The sequence below is a fragment of the Variovorax sp. W2I14 genome, assembly GCF_050435205.1.
Taxonomy (GTDB): domain Bacteria; phylum Pseudomonadota; class Gammaproteobacteria; order Burkholderiales; family Burkholderiaceae_C; genus Variovorax; species Variovorax paradoxus_C.
In genome coordinates this window covers 6,931,287-6,953,010 of the sequence record NZ_JBNDJX010000001.1, presented here as the reverse complement: position 1 = coordinate 6,953,010, position 21,724 = coordinate 6,931,287, and the positions used below count along the sequence as shown (strand labels likewise).

General features: G+C 68.0%; 18 protein-coding genes. 7 read left to right on the top strand and 11 right to left on the bottom strand.

The features are described 5' to 3' along the window. Positions 1–5: 5 nt before the first annotated feature. Genes QF040_RS32280 through QF040_RS32265 form a run of 4 tightly spaced genes read right to left on the bottom strand, consistent with a single transcriptional unit; the run spans position 6 to position 5,591 of the window. A complete protein-coding gene (locus QF040_RS32280) occupies positions 6–881 on the bottom strand; it encodes an amidohydrolase family protein (protein WP_429614308.1) in 876 nt (291 codons plus the stop codon). 25 nt (positions 882–906) lie between these two features. Further along, complete coding sequence (locus QF040_RS32275) at positions 907–1,668, bottom strand: SDR family oxidoreductase (protein WP_429614307.1); 762 nt, start codon at positions 1,666–1,668, stop codon at positions 907–909. Positions 1,669–1,680: 12 nt separating this feature from the next. After that, positions 1,681–4,497, bottom strand: a complete 2,817-nt coding sequence (locus tag QF040_RS32270; protein ID WP_429614306.1) for a glycosyl hydrolase family 95 catalytic domain-containing protein — start codon at positions 4,495–4,497, stop codon at positions 1,681–1,683. Between the two features lie 20 nt (positions 4,498–4,517). Beyond that, positions 4,518–5,591, bottom strand: coding sequence for a porin (locus QF040_RS32265; protein WP_429614305.1), 1,074 nt, complete (start codon positions 5,589–5,591; stop codon positions 4,518–4,520). 241 nt (positions 5,592–5,832) lie between these two features. Here QF040_RS32265 and QF040_RS32260 point away from each other — a divergent pair, with 241 nt between their 5' ends. Beyond that, positions 5,833–6,546, top strand: coding sequence for a FadR/GntR family transcriptional regulator (locus QF040_RS32260; protein ID WP_429614304.1), 714 nt, complete (start codon positions 5,833–5,835; stop codon positions 6,544–6,546). A 315-nt stretch (positions 6,547–6,861) separates the two neighbouring features. Here QF040_RS32260 and QF040_RS32255 read toward each other — a convergent pair whose 3' ends face one another. From QF040_RS32255 to QF040_RS32245, 3 genes are read right to left on the bottom strand one after another with little or no spacing between them, the layout of a single operon-like run. Then, positions 6,862–7,845 (bottom strand): tripartite tricarboxylate transporter substrate-binding protein, encoded by a 984-nt coding sequence (locus QF040_RS32255; RefSeq protein ID WP_429614303.1) that lies wholly within the window; start codon positions 7,843–7,845, stop codon positions 6,862–6,864. 31 nt (positions 7,846–7,876) lie between these two features. After that, a complete protein-coding gene (locus tag QF040_RS32250) occupies positions 7,877–9,229 on the bottom strand; it encodes an alpha/beta hydrolase family protein (protein WP_429614302.1) in 1,353 nt (450 codons plus the stop codon). Continuing rightward, positions 9,226–11,988 (bottom strand): tannase/feruloyl esterase family alpha/beta hydrolase, encoded by a 2,763-nt coding sequence (locus QF040_RS32245; protein WP_429614301.1) that lies wholly within the window; start codon positions 11,986–11,988, stop codon positions 9,226–9,228. The genes QF040_RS32250 and QF040_RS32245 overlap by 4 nt, the downstream gene beginning before the upstream one ends. 132 nt (positions 11,989–12,120) lie before the next feature. Here QF040_RS32245 and QF040_RS32240 point away from each other — a divergent pair, with 132 nt between their 5' ends. After that, the gene (locus QF040_RS32240) at positions 12,121–13,041 is read left to right on the top strand and encodes a LysR substrate-binding domain-containing protein (RefSeq protein ID WP_429614300.1); all 921 of its coding nucleotides are present in this window, start codon (positions 12,121–12,123) and stop codon (positions 13,039–13,041) included. Further along, positions 13,038–14,051 (top strand): Bug family tripartite tricarboxylate transporter substrate binding protein, encoded by a 1,014-nt coding sequence (locus tag QF040_RS32235; RefSeq protein ID WP_429614299.1) that lies wholly within the window; start codon positions 13,038–13,040, stop codon positions 14,049–14,051. The genes QF040_RS32240 and QF040_RS32235 overlap by 4 nt, the downstream gene beginning before the upstream one ends. Before the next feature lie 3 nt (positions 14,052–14,054). On the opposite strand, the gene QF040_RS32230 is transcribed toward QF040_RS32235, so the two are convergent. Then, positions 14,055–14,618 carry a putative glycolipid-binding domain-containing protein gene (locus QF040_RS32230; RefSeq protein ID WP_429614298.1) on the bottom strand — a complete coding sequence of 188 codons (564 nt, stop codon included), beginning with the start codon at positions 14,616–14,618 and terminating at the stop codon, positions 14,055–14,057. Between the two features lie 64 nt (positions 14,619–14,682). Here QF040_RS32230 and QF040_RS32225 point away from each other — a divergent pair, with 64 nt between their 5' ends. The 3 genes from QF040_RS32225 to QF040_RS32215 all read left to right on the top strand — a co-directional run bounded on the left by QF040_RS32225 (position 14,683) and on the right by QF040_RS32215 (position 17,297). Beyond that, positions 14,683–15,297: a YiiX family permuted papain-like enzyme gene (locus QF040_RS32225; protein WP_429614297.1), complete on the top strand. Its 615-nt coding sequence runs from the start codon at positions 14,683–14,685 to the stop codon at positions 15,295–15,297. 64 nt (positions 15,298–15,361) lie between these two features. Then, the gene (locus QF040_RS32220) at positions 15,362–16,606 is read left to right on the top strand and encodes a Y-family DNA polymerase (protein ID WP_429614296.1); all 1,245 of its coding nucleotides are present in this window, start codon (positions 15,362–15,364) and stop codon (positions 16,604–16,606) included. A 10-nt stretch (positions 16,607–16,616) separates the two neighbouring features. Beyond that, a complete protein-coding gene (locus tag QF040_RS32215; protein ID WP_429614295.1) occupies positions 16,617–17,297 on the top strand; it encodes a TIGR02117 family protein in 681 nt (226 codons plus the stop codon). Positions 17,298–17,308: 11 nt separating this feature from the next. On the opposite strand, the gene QF040_RS32210 is transcribed toward QF040_RS32215, so the two are convergent. After that, positions 17,309–18,607, bottom strand: a complete 1,299-nt coding sequence (locus QF040_RS32210; protein WP_429614294.1) for an aspartate carbamoyltransferase — start codon at positions 18,605–18,607, stop codon at positions 17,309–17,311. Positions 18,608–18,689: 82 nt separating this feature from the next. Further along, entirely contained in the window at positions 18,690–19,736 is a 1,047-nt protein-coding gene (locus tag QF040_RS32205) for a purine-nucleoside phosphorylase (protein ID WP_307686747.1), read from the bottom strand. Positions 19,737–19,847: 111 nt separating this feature from the next. Here QF040_RS32205 and QF040_RS32200 point away from each other — a divergent pair, with 111 nt between their 5' ends. Continuing rightward, positions 19,848–21,101, top strand: coding sequence for a DNA topoisomerase IB (locus QF040_RS32200; RefSeq protein WP_429614293.1), 1,254 nt, complete (start codon positions 19,848–19,850; stop codon positions 21,099–21,101). On the opposite strand, the gene QF040_RS32195 is transcribed toward QF040_RS32200, so the two are convergent. Continuing rightward, entirely contained in the window at positions 21,047–21,724 is a 678-nt protein-coding gene (locus QF040_RS32195) for a hypothetical protein (RefSeq protein ID WP_429614292.1), read from the bottom strand. The two genes, QF040_RS32200 and QF040_RS32195, sit on opposite strands and share 55 nt — an antisense overlap.

Genomic DNA, 21,724 nt, shown 5'->3' with positions numbered 1-21,724 from the left:
CGCGTTCAATCCGGCTGGAGGTCATAGAAGCGTTGCGCCGTGCCCCGCCAGACTTGCGACTGCTCGCCGGCCGAGAGGCCGCCAATGCAAGCCTCGCTGACCGCGATCCAGCCCGCGTAGTCACCGGCCAGATTGAGCACCGGCCAGTCGCTGCCCCACATGAGGCGCGAGGGACCGAAGCTGTCGAGCAGGTGTTCCCACACCGGGCGCACAATGCGCGCCGCAACGTCGACATCGTGGTGTGCAGCCCGCGGCGATTCGCTCCAGAGGCCCGAGAACTTGCAGCACACCTGCGGCAGCGCCGCAAGCGCATTGATGTGCTTGCGCCAGAGGGCGAAGGCTTCGCTGTCGCGCGCACCCAGAGGCGGTTTGGCGGCATGGTCGATCACCACGGGCAATTGCGGCCACTCCTTCAGGAAGCGGATCAGCGAAGGCAGATGCTGAGGTTTCACCAGCGCATCGAAACGCAGGCCCAGGCGCACCAGCGCCTGCACCGCATCGGGATGCGGCATGCGCGCGATCCAGTCGTCGTCGGCCAGGTCTTGCAGCATCGGCCGCACGCCCTTGAACTTGGGGTGCCGCGCCATGCGTTCGAGCGAGGCCACTGCTGCAGCGCTGCTCAGGTCGACCCAGCCGACCACGCCACCGACCACATCGTGCGCGGTGGCGAGCTCCAGCATGAAATCCGTTTCGGCTTCCGAGTCGGCGGCCTGAACGAGCACCGTTCGCTCGACACCATGCGCTTGCAAAAGAGGCGCGAGATCTTCGGGGAGAAAGTCGCGCACCAGCGGCGCGAGGGCTGGCACATCGGCGCGCAGCCACGTGTAGTCGCCGCGCGCGGGTCGCCAGAAATGCTGATGCGAGTCGATGCGTGGAGTCATGCTGCTTGGCACCCTTCGTCTCTCGTCAAATGGTAACGCCGCCATCGACGAGCACCACCTGCCCGGTGACGAAGCGCGACTCGTCGCTCAGCAGGTACACGACCTGCGGCGCGATGTCTTCCGCCACCGCGAGGCGGCCCATGGGCTGGCGTGCGATGAAGTCGCGCTCGGCCTGCGCCGGATCGGGTGCGGCGGCGATGCGCTGGCGCAACGAAGGCGTGTCCACGGTGCCGGGGCACAGCGCATTGCAGCGCAGCCCCTGCTTCACATGGTCCGCCGCGAGGGCCTTCGTCATGCCGATCACCGCGGCCTTGGACGCGCCATAGGCAAAGCGGTTCTGGAATCCCTTCACCGACGAAGCCATCGACGCCATGTTGACGATCGATGCACCGCCACCTTCCTTCTGTGCCTTGTCGAGCATGCCCGGCAGGAAGGCGCGCACCATGCGGTACATGCTCTTGACGTTGAGGTCGAAGCTGAAGTCCCACGCGGCCTCGTCGCAATCGAGCACGCTGCCGTGGTGCACGTAGCCTGCACAGTTGAAGAGACCATCGAGCGCGGGCAGCTCGGCGGCCAGCGCGGCAATTGCATCCGCGCTGCGCACATCGAGCACCGCGGTGCGGATGCCGGGCGACGCATGCGCCAGCCTGTCGAGGAGCGCGGCGTTGATGTCGGTCGCAATCACCTCTGCACCTTCGCGTGCGCACGCCAGCGCGGTGGCAAGGCCGATGCCTTGCGCTGCCGCGGTGATGAGGATTGTCTTGTTCTGGAGTCTTGTGGAAGTCATCTGTTCATTGCGTCACGTGGGCGTGACATCGCGTTCTTCACCGTTGATGCGTACGCGCACCGGCGTCTTGTCGCGGGCCTTGTCCGCGACGATTTCATAGGACGTGACCACACCGTTCTTCCACACGCAGCTCACGCGGTAGCCGCCGCGTGCGCGCAGGCCGTTGAATGCGCCGGCTGGCTTCCAGTCGTCGGGGCAGGCAGGCAGCAGCACGATCACGCCCTCGTGGCTTTGCAGCAGCATCTCGGTCAGCGCGCCGGAGATGCCGAAGTTGCCGTCCATCTGGAACGGCGGGTGGTTGCAGAACAGGTTCTGCAGCGTGTTGTAGGTCAGCAAACCGCGCAGCATCGTCTGCGCGCGCCCGGCATCGCCCAGCCGCGCGAAGAGCGCGCAGCGCCAGGGCCAGGTCCACGAACGGCGGCTGTCGCCCGTGACCATCGACGCGGTGAACGGTTGGCCGGCCACTTCGCCGCAGCGTGCCTTCAACGACACCAGCGCGGCAGCGGCGAACGCAGGCGTTTTCGCCGGAGTGATCTGGCGCCCCGGGTACACGGCGAACAGGTGCGAGGTGTGGCGGTGGTTGTCCTTGGGGTCGTCGATGTCGCCCTGCCACTCCTGCAGCTGGCCCCACTTGCCGATCTTGTTCGGGGCGAGCTTCGCCTGCATGCCGGCCACGGTCGTTTGATAGGCCGCGTCGACGTTCAGCGTGCGGGCCGCGTCCAGGTAGTTCTGGAACAGGTCCCAGATGATCTGCTGGTCGTACATCACGCCGTCTTCGGTCGGCCCGTGCTCGGGCGACCAGCCGTTGGGCGCCACGAGCAGGCCGTCGGCGCGCAGCTTCAGCCGGTCTTCCCAGAACTGGCAGATCTCCTTGAGCATCGGATAAGCGGTGTTGCGCAGGTAGTTCAGGTCCTGCGTGAATGCGAAGTGCTCGTACAGGTGCTGTGCATACCAGGCGCTGGAGACGTTGTTCCAGTTCCATGCGTTGCCGCCGAAGATGCTCTGGCTGGTGCGCGCCGTCCAGCCGCGCGTGTTGGCGCCGAAGGCGTTCCTCGTCGCGATGCGGCTCGGTCCGGCGACCTGCGAGACGAAGTCGACCAGCGGCGTGTGGCAGTCCGGCAGGCCGGTGCTCTCCGCGCCCCAGTAGTTCATCTGCACGTTGATGTTGGTGTGATAGTCGCTCGCCCAGGCCGGCGAATTGCTGTTGTTCCACAAGCCCTGCAGGTTGGCGGGCAGGCCGCCTTGCCGCGACGAACTGACGAGCAGGTAGCGGCCGTAGTCGAACATCGCCTGCTCCAGGCCCGGGTCTGCCGCGCCGCGTGCATAGCGTTCGAGCCGCTGGCGCGTGGTGAGCCCCACCACGGAGGCATCGCTATTGCCCCAGGTAACGGAGGCGCGCGACATGACCGCGCCGAAGTCGGCGACATGCGCCTGGCGCAATGCGGCATAGGTCTTCGAAGCCGCCGCCGCAAGCGCGGCCTGCACGCGCGGCGCGGGGTCGGTGCTGCGCCAGCCGGCGGCGTAGTCCAGCTTGTAGTCGGTGCGCGCATCGACCAGCAGGGTGAGGCTGGTGCATTGATCGAAGCGCAGCGCGTTGCCGGACACGGCGAGTTGCCCGTCTTCCTTCACCACCTGCACCGCGCAGGCGTATTTCAGGCTGTTGGCCATCGCGCCGCTGAACGACACCTGGCCGGTGGCGGCATCGGCCGTCGCGGTGGCGCCCTGCATGGACGTCAGCGTGAGCGTGCCGGAGAACGCATGCGCATCGGTGGCGGTGTAGCGGAACACCATCACGTCGGCGACCTTGCTCGCGAAGGCTTCGCGCACGATCTTGCGACCGCCGGTGCTGAACTCGGTGGTGTGCACGCCGGTGCCGAGGTCCAGCGTGCGCCGATAGCCCGTGGTGGCCGCTTCGGCGCCGGGCTTCAGGTCGACGCCCGCGAGCGCGATCTCCGCGACCTGGAAGTGGCTCACGCCCGCCTTGGGTACGAAGGCGAACCGGTAGAAGCGAAAGGCCGTCGTGTTGGTGAAGGTGAACGCCTTGGCTTGCGCGCGCGATTCGAACGGCACGGGCAGCGAGCGCGTGTCCAGCGTCGTCCATGCCGCACCGTCGTTCGATCCCGCGAAGGTCCATTGCTGCGGATCGCGCGCCGGAACATCGTTGGCGCTCGTCAGCGTGTAGGCGGACACGGCGGCCGCCTGCGGCAGCTCGGCCTGCCACAGCACCAGAGCGCCCGGGCCGTCGATGCACCACTTGGTTCCGCTGCTTCCATCCACGCTCTTGGCCACGCCTTCGCTGGCAGAAGCGGTGCCTTGCGGCGCGGGCCACGCCACCTGGGGCGATGCGGTGCCGCCTGTGAAGGCAAGCGCGATGTCGCCGAAGGCCAGGTAGCTGCCGAAGCCCGTCACGCTCGTGTCGAAGGCATCGTCGTTCTTGCCGGCGAGCGCGTTGTCGTAGTTGTTGACCCCGCCCCACAGGCTCTGCTCGTTGAACTGGATGCGCTCGTTGAAGGCGCCGCCGAACAGCATCGCGCCGAGGCGTGCATTGCCGATGGGCAGCGCCTGCGATTCCCAGTCGGTGGCCGGGCTGTCGTACCAGAGGGCGCGCGAGGCGATCGCGGCCGGGGCGAAAAGGGCTGCCACCTCCCCGGCGGCGAGCGCTGAAGATGGCGTGGTGCCGCTGCTTGCGGCCGGTCCCCCTGCAGCGCTGCCATTGCCCGCACCACCGCCGCCTCCGCAGGCCTGCAGCACCGGCAGCATGGACACAGCGCCGCTCAGCTTGAGCAACGCGCGACGTCGAAGGTCTTGAGGATTGCGGGGCGCTTCCATGGATCGGCTCCTCCTGTTTCTCAGAACGTGTGGCTGATGCCGAAGTACGTACCCGACTGCTTGCCGCCCGCGGGCGGGTTGTTGTTGGTGGCTTCCACCGAGAAGTTGGCGGTCTCGCTGTTGTAGACCTTGCCCACCGATGCGTAGAGCAGCGTGCGCTTGGAGAGCGCGTAGTTCGCGCCCAGCATGTACAGGTTGGCGCTGCCTGCGTTGCGGTTCTGCGTGACGCGGAACATCGAGCCGATCAGCGTCAGCAACGGCGTGATCCTGTAGTTGGCGCCGACCCAGTAGTGGTTGGCCTTGCTCGGCGCGCCGAGCGGCGCATCGGGCGCCGACAGCCGCTGGTAGCCGACGAACATCTTCAGGTCGTCGTAGAAGGTGGCGGTGCCGCCGAGCGTGAGCTCCTTGGACTGGTTGAAGAGATCTGAGTACTTGCCGTTCTTGTCGCGCGCCACGTCGTAGATGGCGCGCACTTCGAACGAGGGCGCGATGTACGACACCGAGATGCCGTCCTTGCGCAGCTTCGTGAAGCCGTCGGTCTGCTCGCCGAACCCCGTCTGCACGGTGGCGCTGAAGCCGCCCCAGGTCGGCGTCGTGTACTCGACGCCGTTGTCGTTGCCCTGCCAGTTGCGCCCGCGCACCAGCGTCGCGGTGCCGATGAACTGCTGGCCCGTCGGGTCGAGGTACCAGACGTCGTTGGCGATCGACAGGTTCTTGCCCAGCGCCAGCTTGCCCCAGTAGTCCTGCAGGCCGACGTAGGAGCGGCGGTTCAGCAGCAGATCGGCGCCGTTGGGCTTGGCCTTGGGCAGGTCAAAGCCGCCTTCGAGCACGAAGAAGGCCACCATGCCGCCGCCCAGATCCTCCGTGCCCTTCACGCCCAGCATGCTGGTGCCCCATTGGTTGCCGGCCGCGCGCCACAGGTGCCCCCTGCCCTGGCCCGCGTCGTTGGCGATGTTGTTCTGGTAATCGACGCCTGCCACGGCGCGACCGTAGAGGGTCACGCTGCTCTGGGCCTGGGCGCTCGTCGCGCCGAAGCCGAGGCAGGCAAGGCAGGTGCCGAAGGCGCTCGCCATGGCAATGGATCGCAAATTCATCTTCTTGTCTCCTGTTGTTTTCTGAATGGACAGATGCAGAACGGGGGCCCAGACTGGTGTGCGACCTATTTTTGGCCTTACCAATTTGGTATGACCACTTTGCCATATCAATGAATTGGCCTTACCAGAAGAAACCCTTTTCGGGTTTTCCCAGGGGCAGAACAGGGGAATAAGCGGAAAGTAGGCGTTTGGAAATGTCAAACTGGCATGACCACATACGTTTTACTGTTCCATCGATCCCATGCAGCCGCCCGCCAAACCCACCGACACGCGCCGCCTCTACCAACAGATCGCGGACCAGATCCGGGCTTTCATCCGCGACCGCAACCTGCCTGCGGGCGCACGGTTGCCGCCCGAGCGGGAACTGGCGCTGCAACTTGGCGTGTCGCGGCCCTCGCTGCGGGAAGCGCTGATCGCCCTGGAAATCGACGGGCGCATCGAGATACGGATGGGTTCAGGCGTCTATGTCTGCGCGTCGCAGGACACCTCGGAGCGCGCAACGCCGGCGGTCGGCGAGAGCCCTTCGGAAATGATGCAGGCCCGCGCAATGCTCGAAGGCTCGGTGGTCACGCTGGCGTCGGCGCGCGTCACGCCGCAGACCCTGGAGCGGGTGAAGGCAACGCTGGAAAACATGCGCCAGGACGGTCTCAACGGCCGCACGCAAACCGAGAACGACAGGCGTTTTCACATCGCCATTGCGGAGATGACGGGCAATTCCGTTCTGGTCCGGCTGGTGGGGGAACTGTTCGATAGCCGGCACAGCCCGATCTCGTCGCGCATGACTGCGCGCACGGAGGATTCACACGCGTGGAAGGCGGCGTTTGTCGAGCACGAGGTGATCTATCGCGCGCTGGAGGCGCGCGATCCGCAGGCCGCGGTGGCGGCGATGCTGCATCACCTGCATGCTTCGCATGCGCGGTGGACTGCGGAGTCCACGTCGGCGTCTGCGGAGTAACAGGCGGAGCGGTTCGGGGGCAAAAGACAGGGTGCTTCAGGGCGGATGCACAGGCCACCGGGTACTCCCCTCCGCGAATGTCCCCCGCTTCGCTCCTCCTTTATTTCGCTGCGGGGAGCACCCGATGCCCTGCGCACATGGGCACGCTGCGGGCATATCACTGATCAACGACCGCTCTGAAAACGATCACGCCGATGGGGTGCCTTGCGCAGCGAAATCAAGGGGGAGCCCGAAGGGCGGAGGACATTCGCGGAGCAAGGTACCCCGTCGGCGGGATCGCCGCCCTGAACGCAGCGGCGTCCCCACAAGCCACGCTCAATCCGCGTAGACGCCGGCCGCCTTGATCACAGGCGTCCACTTCGCGATCTCACCCATCACGAACTTCTTGTGGCCCGCGGGTTCGATGCGGCCATCGGTCGCGACCACCGCGCCCAGCAGTTCTTCGCGCTTGATGAAGTCAGCGTCTTTCAGCGCAACCTTCAGCGCATCGTTGAGCTTTTTGAGCACCGGCGCGGGCGTGCCCTTGGGCGCATACAGGCCGTGCCAGATCGTGACCTCGAAGTTCTTCAGGCCCGCCTCGTCGAGCGTGGGCAGGTCTTTGAGCAACGGCGTGGTCAGGCGCTTGGGCGTCGTCACCGCATAGGCCTTGACCTTCTTCGCCTCGATCTGCGGCGAGGTGTTGGTGCTCTGGTCGCACAGGAGGTCGATCTGTCCGCCGATCAAGTCGGTGATGGCCGGCGCGGTGCCCTTGTAGGGCACGGGTGTCATCTCGGTCTTGGTCGCGCTCTGGAACAACAGGCCGCACAGGTGCGAGGCCGAGCCCACGCCCGCATTGCCGATGTTGATCTTGCCCTTGTTGGCGGCGATCCAGGCCGTCAGCTCCTTGTAGTTGTTGGCCGGCAGGCTGGGCTTGGAGATCAGCGTCATCGGCACGTCGTTGACGATGCCCAGGTACTCGAAATCGGTCTCGACCTTGAACGGCACGTTGCGCACCAGCGTCGGCACTGTCGCCATCGCAATGTGGTTGAGCAGCAGCGTGTAGCCATCGGGGTTGGCGCGCGCCACCTTGGCCGCGCCGATGGAGCTGCCGGCGCCGGGCACGTTGTCGATGATCACGCTCGCGCCGCCCAGCGGCTTGCGCAGCGCTTCGGCAAGGTCACGTGCCACGCGGTCGGTCGGGCCGCCTGCGGCGAAGGGCACGACGATGGTCACGGGCTTGCCCGCGGGGAAGTCCTGCGCGTGTGCGCCGACAGCCAAGGTGGCAAGGGCGATCGCTGCGAGGGCGAACAGTTTTTTCATGAAGTCTCCGTCAAGGTCAAAAAAGAAAGATTCAGGGCGCGCGCGAGGGCACGCGGCTCTCGAGCGTGGGCGGTTGCCACTCGGGCTTGATGTGGCAACCGTTCTTGCCGTCGGTGTCATAGCGCGGCGCGAGCGAGGCGCAGCGTTGCGCGAGGCTCTGCGGCGTGGGCTTTTCGCCCTTGTCGACCCAGTCCATCAGCGCGCCGAAGAGCGCGGGGTATTCGGAATCGCTCAAGTAACTGTGCTCGCGCTCGGCGCTGAAGCTCTGCACCAGATTGCCGCCGGTGCCGGCCGCGTCGCGGATGCGGCGGTAGGCGTTCTCGAGCTCGACGAACGCGGTCGGATCGTCGATGGCATGCAGCCCCACCGTGGGCAGCGAGGTGCGGCCCGTGGGCTGGCTGTCGGCCGCGAGCGCGCCCTTGGCCTGCGGGTCGGCGGCATAGCGCAGCACGCCGGCGTTGAGCGCCGCGTCGTCGGCAGAACCGCTGTAGACCACGCCGATGTTGCCGAAGGGGTTGCGGCCGTTCAGGCGCTTCTGCACCAGGTCCTGGAACAGCCACGTCGCCCAGTTCAGGTGGCCGACCAGCGAGCGCTCCTGGATCTTCACGACCGAGAGAATCGTCTTCAGGCGCGCCGCCTGCTCGGGCGTGCGCTGCGCGGCGGGCATGCCGACGCCGGTGCATTCCTTGACGCGCGCGGCGAGCTCGGCGCGGGTGAGTTTCGAATCGAGCGGCAGGCCCATCCACAGCGGGTACTGCGGTTCGTCCGGGCGCGGATGGTTGCGGCAGACGTACTGGTAGACCACGCGCAGGTCGAGCCGGAAGTCATAGTTGTTGTTGCCGCCGCCGATCACACCGCTCGTGAGCAGCAAGCCGTCATAAGGGCTCTTCGCATCGCCGACGGGCGCGTACAACTCGGCCGCCTTGGCGGCCACGCCGCCGCCGTAGCTCTGGCCGTGCAGCAGCGTGCGCGTGGGCTGGCCGAAGTGGCGCACGAAGATCTGGCGCAGGCGCTCGGTGTCTTCGGCCGCCATCGTCACGCCGTAGCCGCCGCGCCGGTAGGTGGAGCCGGCCCACGCATAGCCGGCCTTCACGGTAACGGCCCAACGCTTGAGGTCTTCCTCGCTGCGTTCCAGCTTGGGCGGGCCGGTCTCGGGACCGCCGTGCGCGTGCATCACGAGCACGCCGCGGTTCCAGTCTTTCGGAATGGCGATCCAGTAGAGCGCGCCCGCGCCGTCTTCACCGGTGTAGCAGCGGGCGGCCTCGGGCACGGGGGCCGGGCAGGTTGCAGACTTTGGCGCCGTCGAGAGAGCCGCGTGCGCGGAAAGCAGCGGGGCCGTGCAGAGCAGGGCGAAGGCAGCAAGGTGCGAGAGGTGTTTTTTCAATGGCGTACTCCGAGTTCGAGCGCCGCGTTCGTTCCTGTCGTGGAAACGAAGCCCAGGACGCCGCTGTTGAAGATGAAATTGCCCGGCCGGCCCGCGTCGGATTGCACCACGCCGGGCACGGGCGTGTCGTAGCTCAACGATGCGGTCGCGCCGCCGAGATTGAAGTCGCTGCCCGCCACCGTCGCCTCGCGGCTCTCGCCCTTCGCGCTGGCCATGGCGTAGCTCCCATCGGCCGCGCCCGCTGCCAGGCTTTGCTGCAGGCCGAAGATGCGCAAGCCCGCGGTGGCAGCCGAGTCGCGCACCAGGTGCAGCGGCACCGCGGCGCCGTTGACGAGCCCGATCACCATCGAGCCGGTGAGCGTGCCGCCGGTGGTCGCAGCGCCGCCGGTCGGCGCGGTGGTGCGCAGGTCGAAGGCGCCGCGCGTGGTGTTGTAGGTGATGTAGCCCTTCTCGGTTTCTGTGCAGTTGGCGTCGTAGACCATGAAGCTGCCGGCGCTGCCCGCCGCGCTGCGGCAGTACTGGAAGGTGCCTGCGTTGCGCAGCCGCACCGCGCCGGCATAGGCTGCCGCACCGGCCGTGCCCTGCTGCACGCCCACCGTGTTGAAGATGTTCGCCACCGGATTGAAGACCGCGGGCGAGGCCGTGTTCTCGAAGGTGTTCTGGAACGCCACCAGCGGCGCGAAGCCGCCGCCGCTCGGCGCGTTCACGCCGCCCAGCAGCACGCCGCCCGGCGCGAAGCTGAAGACCGCACCGCTCTCGCCGCTCGTGTAGCTGCAACTGCCCTGTGCCACCAGCGAGCCGTTGCGCACCGTGCCCGCGGCGCGCTGCAGGCTGGCGTCGACAGTCACGGTGTAGGCCATGGTGGCCGGGTCGATCTGCACGCGCAGTTCTTCGCCGAAGCTGTCGCCGCCCTTGTAGGTCGTAACGGATGCGGGCAGGTTGGGACAGGCGAGCGGATCGCCAACCTCCGTCACGCAGCTGTAGTTGACGGCCGCATCCAGGCTGCCGGCACCGCGGTACTTGGGCCACGACGGGAACTGGCACAGCGGACGCGTGCGGCCGTAGCTGCCGGCCACCGCATCGACCGCCACGCCGGTGGCGGGCGCGAGGCCGCCCTCGACCCAGCCTTGGAGCGCGGCGAGCGAATCCCAGTTGGGAATGAAGCTGCCGGTGCCGTGGCCCATGCCGGGCACGGTGTAGAAGCGCACGCTCTGGTCGACCGCCGCCTGGCCCACCGTGGCGATGAGCTGCTTGTAGTAGTCGATGGTCGAGTTCGGGCTGATCACTTCATCGGCCAGGCCGTGCAGCATGATGAGCCGGCCGCCGTTGGCAAAGAACGGTGCGAGGTTCGGATTGGTCGCATCGGTGAGATTCGACATCTCGGTCACCCGCGCGGCATAGCTGCCGGGATCGAGCGGATCGAAGGTCAGCGAATCGAAGCCCGCAATGCGCGTGACGAAGTACTTCACCCACTGGTCGCCGGTGACGTACATGTTGGCGTCTGCCGATGTAGCCGGGTTGGCCGGCACCGGACGCGTGCCGAGGTCGCGCGTGGTGTACGGGCCCGCGACGAGCGCGCCTTCAAGGATGTTGTAGCCGCCCGCGCGCTTCACGCCGTTGGCGAGCGCGTAGGTCGTGAAGTCGAGCGGCGATTCGATGGTGCGCACCGTGGCGAGCTGCGCATCCGAGAGGCACGTGTTGCCCGCGTCCGCACCGCCGGGGCAACGCAGCGAGGCGAGGATCTGCGTGTTGAGCAGCCGGCAGCTTTCCACGTTGCTCACGATGTTGTCGACCGCGCCGTCGAGCTTGTCGCAGGCCTGCATTGCGGCCTTCTGCACGAGCAGCGTCTTGGCCACGTTCATCCAGCCCGCACCGCCGTTGTTGTAGAGCGCGCGCCCCACCGCCACGTTCGACAGCCGCGTGCCCGTGTAGTTGAGCGCCGGCTCGTTGGCGATCACGCCGTCGTAGTCCAGCGGCCAGCGCTGGATGTAGCTGAGCGCGTCGCGCCCGCCGGTCGAGGTGCCGAGGAAGTAGGCGTGCTTGGGCTTCATGGCGTAGCGCGCGAACACCAGCGCCTGCGCCACGTCGCGCGTCTTCTTGAGCGACTGGCCGCCGTAGTTGGCCAGTTGCTCGTCGTTGGCCGCGAACCTGCCGTCGGTGATGCTGCTTGACTGGTGGCCCGAGTCGTCGCCGTAAGTGGCGTAGCCGAGCGCGAGCGGCGCGGGCTTGCCGGCGGGGCCGAAGCGGATGACCTCGGTGCCGTCGATCAGTACGCCGTCGAAGCCGCCGCCGCCGAAGTGGATCGTCTTCTGGTTCCACTTCTCGGGCAGGTTGACCGCGAAATTGATGGACTGCGAGGCGGGATCGACCGGCTGAATCGTCCCGCGCACCTTGCAGTAGTCGCCATTGGGGTTGCCGGCATCGCCCGCCGCCACGGCCGTGGCGCTGACGACGGTCGCGCCGCCCGTGGGCAGGCTGATCAGCGAGGCGGGCAGGCTCTTGCCGGCGAGGTCCGCGCAGGCCACCACCGGCACCACGGTCGGAGGCGGCGGATTGTCGGGCGGGCCACCGCCGTCGGCCGGCGGGTTGTTCGGCACGATCGGGAAGAAGCCGCTGCTACCGCCTCCTCCGCCACCGCCGCCGCAAGCGGCCAGGACCAGTGAAACCAGCGAGATGCCGACCGCGGGGCCGAACGAACGGCGGGCGCGACGGGCGGCGTCAAGCATCGAGAAAATCGAATGGGGGCGCGGTGTGCGCATGTCTTGTCTCCGGCATGCGGCCTCGGTGGACCGCTCTTGTTTTGAATGGGCGGCCGGACGATAGATTCGGGGTGACCTAGGGTCAAATAAAATAAAGAGGTCATTTCGATACTAAAAAAATATGGAGACACCATGGAGATGAGACCGCTCCGGTATTTCGTGGCCGTCGCCGAGACCGGCCACATGACGCGCGCCGCCGAGCAACTGGGCATCCAGCAGCCGCCGCTCAGCCTGACGATCAAGTCGCTGGAACGCGAGCTCGGCGTGCAGCTCTTCAGACGCCATCCGCGCGGCGTGGCGCTCACCGATGCGGGGCGCCTCTTCCAGGTCGAGGCGCTGCGCATGCTGCAGGACATGGAAGCCATGAAGCAGCGCATGGCGCGCGTGGCCAACGGCGAAGTCGGCACGCTCGCGGTCGGCTTCACCAGCTCGGCAGCGGCGCACCGCTTCGTGCCGGAGGCGCTGCGCGCCTTTCGCCGCGAGCACCCGGGCGTGGAGCTTCAACTGCGCGAGAACAACGCCGCCGAATTGACCGAAGCGCTGGCGGCCGGCCGCCTGCACTGCGGCTTGCTGCGCGTGCCGGTGGCGCGGCCCGAGGGCTTGATCTTCGAAACGCTGCTGCGCGAGCCGGTGCTGGTCGCGATGCCGAGCGATCATCGTTTTGCCCTCGCGCGCAGCAAGGCTTCGCGCCCGCTGCCGCTCGCGCGGCTGTGCGAGGAAGGCATCATCCTCGTGCGCCGTCCGGGCGCGCCGGGCCTCTATGCCGAGCTGCTGGCGCTGTGCCACGCCAAGGGCCTGCGCCCGCGCGTGGTGGCCGAGGTGGACCGCATGATGACCAACCTGAATCTCGTGGCCGCGGGCGTCGGCCTGTCGGTGGTGCCGGCCTCGATGACCGGTGTGCACGCGCATGCCATCGCCTACGCGCGGCTCGCCGACGGCGGCCAGCTCGACGCGCCGCTCACGCTGGTGTCGCGTGTGGAAGAAGACAACCTGCCCGCGCAGCACTTCGCCGCGCTGCTGCGCAGGCACGCGAGCGAGAACCCCGGGTCATGAGCGGCGTCTTCTTGCTGCCCCGTCGCCATTTCGTGCTGCGCAGCACTGGCGCCCTGCTGGCCGCTGCGTGCGGCATGCCTCAGTTGCTGCATGCCGCAACGACGTCATCGCCTTGGCCGAACCGCCCGATGCGCCTGATCGTGGTCTACCCGCCGGGCGGCGTGAGCGACGGCATGGCGCGCGTGCTGGCTGACCCGCTCTCGCAGGCGCTGGGCGTGCCGGTGCTCATCGAGAACCGCGCCGGCGCGGGCGGCAGCATCGGCATGGATGCGCTCGCGCGCGCCGCGCCCGACGGCAGCACCCTCGCCTTCTCCGCCATCAGCCCGCTCACGCTGCACCCGCTGATCGCGCGCGTTCCGTATGACCCGCTGCGCGCTTTTGCGCCAGTGGCGAGCGTGATGCGCACGCCGGTGCTGGTGGTCGGCACGCCGGCTTTCGCGGGCCACGGCTTCGGCGACCTGATCGCGCGCGCACGCAGCCAGCCTGGCGCGGTGCGCTGGGCCACCTCGGGCGTGGCCACCATCGGGCACCTGGTGCTGGCGCAAGTGCGCATGCAGAGCCGCACCGACATCACGCACATCCCGTATGCGGGCGGCGGGCCGCAGCTCAACGATGCGCTCAGTGGGCAGTTCGAGGTGCTCTCGACCAATGTCGCGGCGCAGCAGTTGCAGTACATCGAGGGCGGGCGGTTCCAGGCGCTGGCGGTGGGAGCGCCGGCGCGCATCGAGGCACTGCCGGCGGTGCCGACACTCGCGGAGCTGGGGTACGAGCGGGCGAATCGCGATTCGCTTTTTGGCATCTTCGCGCCGGCACGCACGCCGGTGGTGGTGGTGCAGCGGCTGAATGCAGAGGTCAATCGCGTGTTGCGGAGCGATGCGGTGCGCGAGCGGCTGCGTGGGGCTTACAACCTGCCGGCCGGGGGGAGCATCGAGGACTTCGCGCATGAGATCGCCGTGGATCGGCGGCGCAACCGGGCGCTGGTGGCGGGGGATCGGTCGCAGTTCGACTAGGGACTAGATTTCGGCAACCCAGAGCCGCGGATAGTCGCTCACGAAGCCATCCTCCGTGACCTTCAACACCGCCTCGTAATCGAAGCGCTTGGCCACATACGCGTACTCGCTCTCGCTGCGCCGCTCGTAGCGCTGCATCAGCTCGCTCAGCACACCGCCGCCATCGAGATCGACCCACGCAGCCGGCGCATCGGCCGCCTCGCCCACCGAGAGACTGAGCCTTCGCAACTGCAGCAGATTGGTCGCAGGCGTGAACCCCAGGTCGAGGTCCACGCAGTGCGACAGGTCGGGCACAGCCTCGTCATTGAGCTTCCAGTGACCATGCGCATCGCGCGCGATCGACAGCTCGATGGCCGAGTCGCCGAGCCAGCCGCGCACCATGCCCCACTGCGTGTGCCAGTGCAGGTCGCAGCGCACCCGGTAGTGCAGCTGGGCGATGCGGCCGCTCTCGTGGCGGAACACCGCGGCGCCGTCGAGTTGCCAGGCCGAGGCGTTGCGCTCGAGCCGGCACGCGTCGTGGCCCGGTGCATCGAGCCTGCGCCAGAGAATGGAGGCGACGGTTTGCATGGCGCGGATGATGGCACCGGCATGCGGCGCCGCGCAAGCGCCATCGCTCAAAATGCCCCGCATCATGAAGGCTCTTTTCACCGCGCTCCTCGCCCCTCTGCTCATCCTGCTGGCGGGCAGCGCCACACATGCGGCGGCGCTGAAGGACGGCGACATCATCTTCCACACCTCGCGCTCGGCCCAGAGCGTGGCCGTGCAGCGCGCCACCGGCTCCCGCTACAGCCACATGGGCATCGTGCTGACGCGGGACGGCAAGCCCTTCGTCTTCGAGGCTGTCGCTACCGTGCGCTACACGCCGCTCGCGCAATGGACGGCGCGCGGCAACGGCGGGCACTACGTGGTCAAGCGCCTGCGCGATGCCAACAAGCTGCTGACACCCGGCGCCATCGCCCGCCTGCACGCCCGCACCGCCGACTTCGCGGGCCGCCCCTACGACCTCACCTTCGAATGGTCGGACGGCCGTATCTACTGCTCCGAGCTCGTATGGAAGCTCTACCAGCGCGCGCTGGGCGTGCGCATCGGCGAACTGCAGAAGATCCGCGAATTCAACCTCACCGATCCGGCCGTGCGCGCCAAGATGCGCGAGCGCTACGGCGACAAGGTGCCGATGGACGAACCGGTGATCTCGCCCGTGGCGATGTTCGATTCGCCGTTGCTCATGACCGTCGAAACGCGCTGAACGACGAGCGATCCCTGTGCCCCTCGGCGGGCGAAACCCCTCCGGTCGCGAGACAATCGTTTCCGTGAGTTCCCCGCCCCCCTCGACAGGCCCGATCCGCCGCATCGCCCACCTCGACATGGACGCCTTCTACGCGTCGGTCGAGCTGCTGCGCTATCCGCAGCTCAAGGGCCTGCCGGTGGTGATCGGCGGCGGGCGCCGCAGCGTCGACGAGGCCATCCGCAACCTGCCCGAAGGCGGCACGCTGGCCGACATTCCCGTCGATGCCTTCCCGCGCCTGAAGGACTACGCGGGCCGCGGCGTGATCACCACCGCCACCTACCCCGCGCGGCAGTTCGGCATCGGCTCGGCGATGGGGCTCATGAAGGCCGCCAAGCTGTGCCCGCAGGCGCTGATCCTGCCGGTCGATTTCGACGAGTACCGGCGCTTCTCGCGCGCCTTCAAGCAGGTGATCCTGGAGATCGCGCCGCTCATGGAAGACCGCGGTGTGGACGAGGTGTACATCGACTTCACCGACGTGCCCGGCGGCCAGCGCGACGGCGGGCGCTCGCTGGCGCGGTTGATCCAGAAATCGATCCTCGATGCCACCGGCCTCACCTGCTCCATCGGCGTCGCGCCCAACAAGCTCATCGCCAAGATGGCGAGCGAATTCAACAAGCCCAATGGCATCTCGGTGGTTTACGAAGGCGACCTGGAGAGCCACATCTGGCCCCTGCCCTGCCGCAAGGTGAACGGCATCGGGCCCAAGGCCGACGAGAAACTCAAGCGCTTCGGCATCGAGACCGTCGGCCAGCTCGCCGCGCGCGACCGCGACTGGCTGATCCAGAACTTCGGCAAGGCCACGGGCGCGTGGATGCACGAGGTGTCCTGGGGCCGCGACGACCGGCCGGTGGTGACCGAGAGCGAGCCCGTCTCGATGAGCCGCGAGACCACCTTCGACCGCGACCTGCACGCGGTGCGCGACCGCGCCGAGCTGGGCGCGATCTTCACGCACCTGTGCGAGAAGGTCGCCGAGGACCTGCAGCGCAAGGGCTACGTGGGCAAGACCATCGGCATCAAGCTGCGCTACGACGATTTCAAGATCGCCACGCGCGACCAGACCATCGGCCGCTTCACCGCCGACGGCAAGACCATCCGGCAGATCGGCGGGCAGTGCCTCAAGCGCGTGCCGCTGGAGCGGCCGCTGCGCCTCCTGGGCGTGCGCGTGGGCGCGCTGGCAAAGGCGGGCAGCCCGGAGGCGCTGGCGCCCACGGGCGCAGCGCGCACGACGGCGGCAGAACCGGCTGCGACCACCGCGTCGCTCTTCTGAAGAAGCCGCGGTGATCCAACGCTGGCTCCGGCGCATCGCATTCACGCTGCTGGGGTTCGTGCTCGCGGTCGCGCTGTATGTGGCCGTGGCCTTTGCGCTGGTGCTGTGGCCGGCCAATGCAACGCCGCCCGCGGAGGCCCCCGCCATCGAAGCCTGGGTGCTGAGCAACGGCGTGCACACCGACCTCGTGTTCCCGGTCCGCTCGGCGACCATCGACTGGCATCGGCTCTTTCCGCTCGCCGACTTCAAGGCCGTACCGCCCGATGCCGAGTTCATCGCCATCGGCTGGGGCGACCGCGAGTTCTACCTTCACACGCCCACCTGGGCCGACCTGACGGCCTCGCGCGCCTTCGGTGCGCTCGCGGGCGGCAACCGGGCGCTGATGCATGTGACGTATCTGCAGCGTGCGCAGATGCGGCGCGGCGCTTACAAGCTGCCGCTCTCGCAGGCGCAGTACGCGCAACTCGTGGACTATGTGCGCGCCTCGCTGCCCTCTGGTCGCGCAACGCCGATCGCCGGCGCGCACTACGACAACCAGGATGCCTTCTACGAAGCCGAAGGCGGCTACAACCTCGTCGAGACCTGCAACACCTGGACCGGCCGCGGCCTGCGAAGCGCGGGCGTCAGGACCGGCCGCTGGACGCCGTTCGACTTCAACGTCGTCTGGCACCTGCAACCCGCAACGCCCTGAGCATCGGGGGTTCAGTCCAGCCCATCGAAGTCCGCATCGTCGGGGCCGATGTGCGCGGGCGAGCGCCAGCCCGCATCGCGCATCGAACGGGCCACCTGGTGCTCGACCCCCATCAGCACCGCGAAGAGCGCCATGCGCACCGGGATGCCGTTGTCGGTCTGCCGGAAGATCGCCAGCCGCGGATCGTGGTTGAGGTCGATGCTCAGGTCGTTCGCGCCCGGGCGCCCGTCGCGCGGCAGCGGATGCATGAGGATGGTGTCGGGCTTGCAGAGCGTGTCCACCAGCGCCTTGCGGATCTGGAACTCGGGCGTGTAGCCCTCGATCTCCTCGCCCGCGAAACGCTCCTTCTGGATGCGGGTGGCGTACACCACGTCGGCGCCGCGCAGGCCCTCCTCGAGCGACTGGGTCTGCTCGATCACGTGGCCATTGCGCGCCACCAGGTCCAGCAGGTAGGCGGGCATCTCGAGCGAGGGCGGCGCGATGAGGGTGAATTTCAGGCCTCGATAGAGCGACAGCAGGCGGATCAGCGAATGCACCGTGCGGCCGTACTTCAGGTCGCCGACCATCGCCACATGCGTGCCGTCGACCAGCTTGCCCATGCGCGAGAACTCGCGCTGGATCGTGTACAGGTCAAGGATGGCCTGGCTCGGATGCTCGCCCGGCCCGTCGCCGGCATTGATGACCGGTATGTTGGTGGCCCGCGCGAACTCGGCCACCGAGCCCTGCTCGGGATGGCGCACCACCAGCGCATCGACGTAGCCGCTCATCACACGGCTGGTGTCGTAGATCGATTCGCCTTTGGCCATCGACGAGAAGGTGAATCCCGTGGTGTCGCAGACCGTGCCGCCGAGCCGGCAGAACGCCGCGCCGAAGCTCACGCGGGTGCGGGTGCTGGCCTCGAAGAACAGGCTGCCGAGCACCGCGCCTTCGAGCACGCGCGTGACTTTCTGGCGCCGCGCGATCGGCTGCATGACATCGGCCACCTGGAACAGGGCCTCGAGGCTGTCGCGGTCGAACTGCGCGACCGACAACAGGTGCGGCCGCCCCTCCGACGCAATGCGCTGCGCCAGGGGCCGATCGTCCGCGCCGGTGGTTGCCTGCGCCTCGCGCTGCAGGATTTCAGCGACGAACTTGCCCACCATTTCGGGCATGGCCCGCGACTCGCCGGAGTCGGCGGGCAGCAGCCAGGTGTCGAGCGCCCGGCGGCGGACACCCAGGCGCTCGGAGAACGCGTCGCGGGTGAGATTGAGGCGGCGCATGGCGTCGCGCAGGATGTCTTGTTGCTGGCTCACGGGTGAAATATACGCCATGCGTCGAAATTCACAAAAAAATATACGCAATGCGTACATCGACCAACACCAGTTCGCCCTTCGCAGGGCCGTGCAGCAACCTTCAGGGCTTCGGCACGCCGGCCCGCCACTGCGGCCAGTTCTTCACGATGTGATCGACCACGCGCGTGCCGACCAGCGCGATGTTCTCCACCGTCTCCGCGAAGCCGCCCGCTGTCTCGCCCGGCGCCGGGTCCAGGTGCTGCAGCGTGCTTTCCTTCGGATTGCCCTGGTCGAAGTTGACCGCACCGCGCAGGCTCATCACGCGGTCGGTGCCGTGGGTGCGCTTGATCACGAGGGTGATGGCTGCGGCTTCCATTTCGGTGATGACGTAGTCGTCGGCGCCGTAGAGCTTCGCGATGTACTGCGCCTGCTTCGACATGCCGGGGCCATGGAAGAAGGTGTCGCCCGTCATGTGGGTGCCGGTGCCGACGAAGGGCGCGCGGCGCGCCGCTGCATCCGGGTAGCGCAGGCGGTACTTGCGGGCGGCGTCGGAGTCTTTCAGCGGCGTGTCGGCCGAGAGCTTCATGGCCCAGCCGACGAGGTCGGGGTTGAGTTTGAAGCGGCGGTAGTCCTCGTAGCCCTTGCGCGGCATGAAGGTCGGCTCGCCCGCCTTGTTCTCCTCGGGCGCCCAGCGGTGGCCGAGGTCGTAGTCCACGAGCCAGGTGGCCCAGCTCACTTCGCCGATGGTGCCGCGCGAAGGCGGCGTGCCGGCAACGCCGGAGATCACGTAGTAGGCCTCGGAGAAATCGAACTGCGGGTTCAGCAGGATCGCCTGCATCGACGACGACGAATTGACCTTTCCCATGCCGAGCACCGCGCCGCAGACGCCATCGGTGTTGCAGTACACGGGCTGCAGCGCGCCGGGCACGGCCATCGGCTTGGCGCCCTTCCAGTAGCGCTCGTACCAGTACTGGAACTCGCCGGCGCGGTCGCCGGTGTTCTGGCCGATCTCGAACATGGCGGCGACGAAGACCTTGACCTTGACGGGCGCGGCCGGTGCGGTCGCCGATGTCGATGCAGGCGAGGTCGAAGCACAGGCCGTGGCGAGCAGCGCCGCGGCGCACAGCGCCGACCAGCGGGCGCAGAGAGAGGTCCAACGAGGAAGCATGATTTTTCGGGCGGAGATAAGTGGAAGGGAGGGCACCAACAGCTTGCGGCGTCCTACACCGGGCGATTCTCGGTGCTGGCACAAGCGGATGCACCTCCAGACGCAAACCCCATGCCGGCATCCACCTCGCCCGTTCCCAGACCGCCTGCCAAGGCCCCCTCCAAACCCACGCCCATTGCCAACGGCCTGGTCTACGTGAACCCCGACATGCCCGGCATCACGCGCCTCAAGCACGGCGAGCGCTTCCGCTACCGCGATGCGAAGGGCCGATGGGTGCGCGACGTGGACGAGCTCTCGCGCATCCGCATGCTGGCCATTCCGCCGGCCTACACGCAGGTATGGATCTGCCCCTTGCCCAACGGCCACCTCCAGGCCACCGGCATCGATGCGCGCGGCCGCAAGCAATACCGCTACCACGCCGACTGGCGCGTGATGAAGGACGAGACCAAGTTCGAGCGGCTCGAAGCCTTCGCGCTCGCATTGCCGCGCATCCGCGCCCGCGTCGCGCGCGACCTGCAGCCCGAAAAGGGCCAGAAGATGCCCGGCCGCCGACAGGTGCTCGCCGCGCTGGTGCGCCTGCTCGACACCACGCTGCTGCGCGTGGGCAACGAGGAATACGCGAACACCAACGGCTCCTTCGGCCTCACCACGCTGCGCAATCGCCACGCGGCCGTGCAGGGCACGGCGCTCAGGCTCCGCTTCAAGGGCAAGAGCGGCGTGATGCACGAGGCGAAGCTGGACGACCCGCGCGTGGCGAAGGTGGTGCGCCAGTGCCAGCAACTGCCGGGGCAGGCGCTCTTCCAGTACGCGGACGAAGACGGCGAGCTGCGCGGCGTGTCCTCCACAGACGTCAACGACTACATCGCCGAAGCGGCGGAAGGCACCGAAGGCGACCGCTTCACCGCCAAGGACTTCCGCACCTGGCACGGCACGGTGCAGGCGCTGGAACTCACGCGCCTGGCGTGCGAGCCGGGCCGTGTCGCAGTGGACGGGAGCCGCTACAGCGCCAAGGACATCCTCGCGGCCGTGGCCAAGCAGCTCGGCAACACGCCGGCCGTCTGCAAGAAGGCTTACGTGCACCCGGCGGTGCTGGCGCTGGGCAGTGCGCTCGCGAAAGACGACGAGGACGCGGCCACCGCGCTGTTCGAGAAGATTGCCGGCGGCCCGACGGCCAAGCCTTCGCGCGGGCTCTATGCGGCGGAACGGCGGCTGCTGGCATTCCTGCGGACGCACCGGCAGGCGCAGGCGCGCGAACGACGTGCCGAGGGGCGCGGCAATCGGCGGCCGGCCACCGGCACGGCGGGTCGATCTCAGCCGGTCGCGAGCGCGAAGCGCACGCTCTCGCCTTCCAGCGCGATGGCGTAGCCCATGTCCTCGGCGAGGTTCTGCAGCGCGACGGCATCGATGGCCAGCGCGCGCGGCGCGCGGTGCGCATCGAGCACCGGATTCGCGCCACCGGCCTCGCGCGGCACCGCGACGAAGCGCAGCGCATCGGTGCCGACCGGCTCGACGCGGATCGCGCCGGCTTCGGCCGCGCCGTCATGCAGGTAGCCCAGCGCACCCAGGAACAGATAGCGCAGCGCGGCCGCGGCGGGCCAGCGGGCTTCGTCTTCCTGCGGGTCGAGCGCGGCGTCGACATCGAGCGTCACGCCGTGCAGGTCGAAGGCCGATCGCATCAGGTTCACGCATTGCGCCACCAGCGCGCTGCGGGTGATGCCGTCGTCGGTGGTGGCCAGCTCCCAGTCGCGCAGCGACCGGATGGCTTCCACCAATTCAGAAACCTGGTTGTCGATGAGGGCCACGCGCTCTTCGCACGCGGCACGGTCGATGGGATTGGCTGCGACCTGGCGCTTGAGCATCAGTACCGCCATGCGCACCACCGAGACGGGCGCGGCCATGTCGTGGCGCAAGGCCGGCAGGGCGCGCGTGAGCAGTTCGTGGCGCACGCCGGCAGCGATCCAGCTGCGCGCTCCGGGCGAGGACTTCAT

Excerpts from the sequence above, each read along its gene's own strand:
- QF040_RS32280 (WP_429614308.1), bottom strand. The coding sequence starts at position 881 with ATGACTCCACGCATCGACTCGCATCAGCATTTCTGGCGACCCGCGCGC.
- QF040_RS32275 (WP_429614307.1), bottom strand. The coding sequence starts at position 1,668 with ATGACTTCCACAAGACTCCAGAACAAGACAATCCTCATCACCGCGGCA.
- QF040_RS32270 (WP_429614306.1), bottom strand. The coding sequence starts at position 4,497 with ATGGAAGCGCCCCGCAATCCTCAAGACCTTCGACGTCGCGCGTTGCTC.
- QF040_RS32265 (WP_429614305.1), bottom strand. The coding sequence starts at position 5,591 with ATGAATTTGCGATCCATTGCCATGGCGAGCGCCTTCGGCACCTGCCTT.
- QF040_RS32260 (WP_429614304.1), top strand. The coding sequence starts at position 5,833 with ATGCAGCCGCCCGCCAAACCCACCGACACGCGCCGCCTCTACCAACAG.
- QF040_RS32255 (WP_429614303.1), bottom strand. The coding sequence starts at position 7,845 with ATGAAAAAACTGTTCGCCCTCGCAGCGATCGCCCTTGCCACCTTGGCT.
- QF040_RS32245 (WP_429614301.1), bottom strand. The coding sequence starts at position 11,988 with ATGCGCACACCGCGCCCCCATTCGATTTTCTCGATGCTTGACGCCGCC.
- QF040_RS32240 (WP_429614300.1), top strand. The coding sequence starts at position 12,121 with ATGGAGATGAGACCGCTCCGGTATTTCGTGGCCGTCGCCGAGACCGGC.
- QF040_RS32235 (WP_429614299.1), top strand. The coding sequence starts at position 13,038 with ATGAGCGGCGTCTTCTTGCTGCCCCGTCGCCATTTCGTGCTGCGCAGC.
- QF040_RS32230 (WP_429614298.1), bottom strand. The coding sequence starts at position 14,618 with ATGCAAACCGTCGCCTCCATTCTCTGGCGCAGGCTCGATGCACCGGGC.
- QF040_RS32225 (WP_429614297.1), top strand. The coding sequence starts at position 14,683 with ATGAAGGCTCTTTTCACCGCGCTCCTCGCCCCTCTGCTCATCCTGCTG.
- QF040_RS32210 (WP_429614294.1), bottom strand. The coding sequence starts at position 18,607 with ATGGCGTATATTTCACCCGTGAGCCAGCAACAAGACATCCTGCGCGAC.
- QF040_RS32205 (WP_307686747.1), bottom strand. The coding sequence starts at position 19,736 with ATGCTTCCTCGTTGGACCTCTCTCTGCGCCCGCTGGTCGGCGCTGTGC.
- QF040_RS32200 (WP_429614293.1), top strand. The coding sequence starts at position 19,848 with ATGCCGGCATCCACCTCGCCCGTTCCCAGACCGCCTGCCAAGGCCCCC.
- QF040_RS32195 (WP_429614292.1), bottom strand. The coding sequence starts at position 21,724 with ATGAAGTCCTCGCCCGGAGCGCGCAGCTGGATCGCTGCCGGCGTGCGC.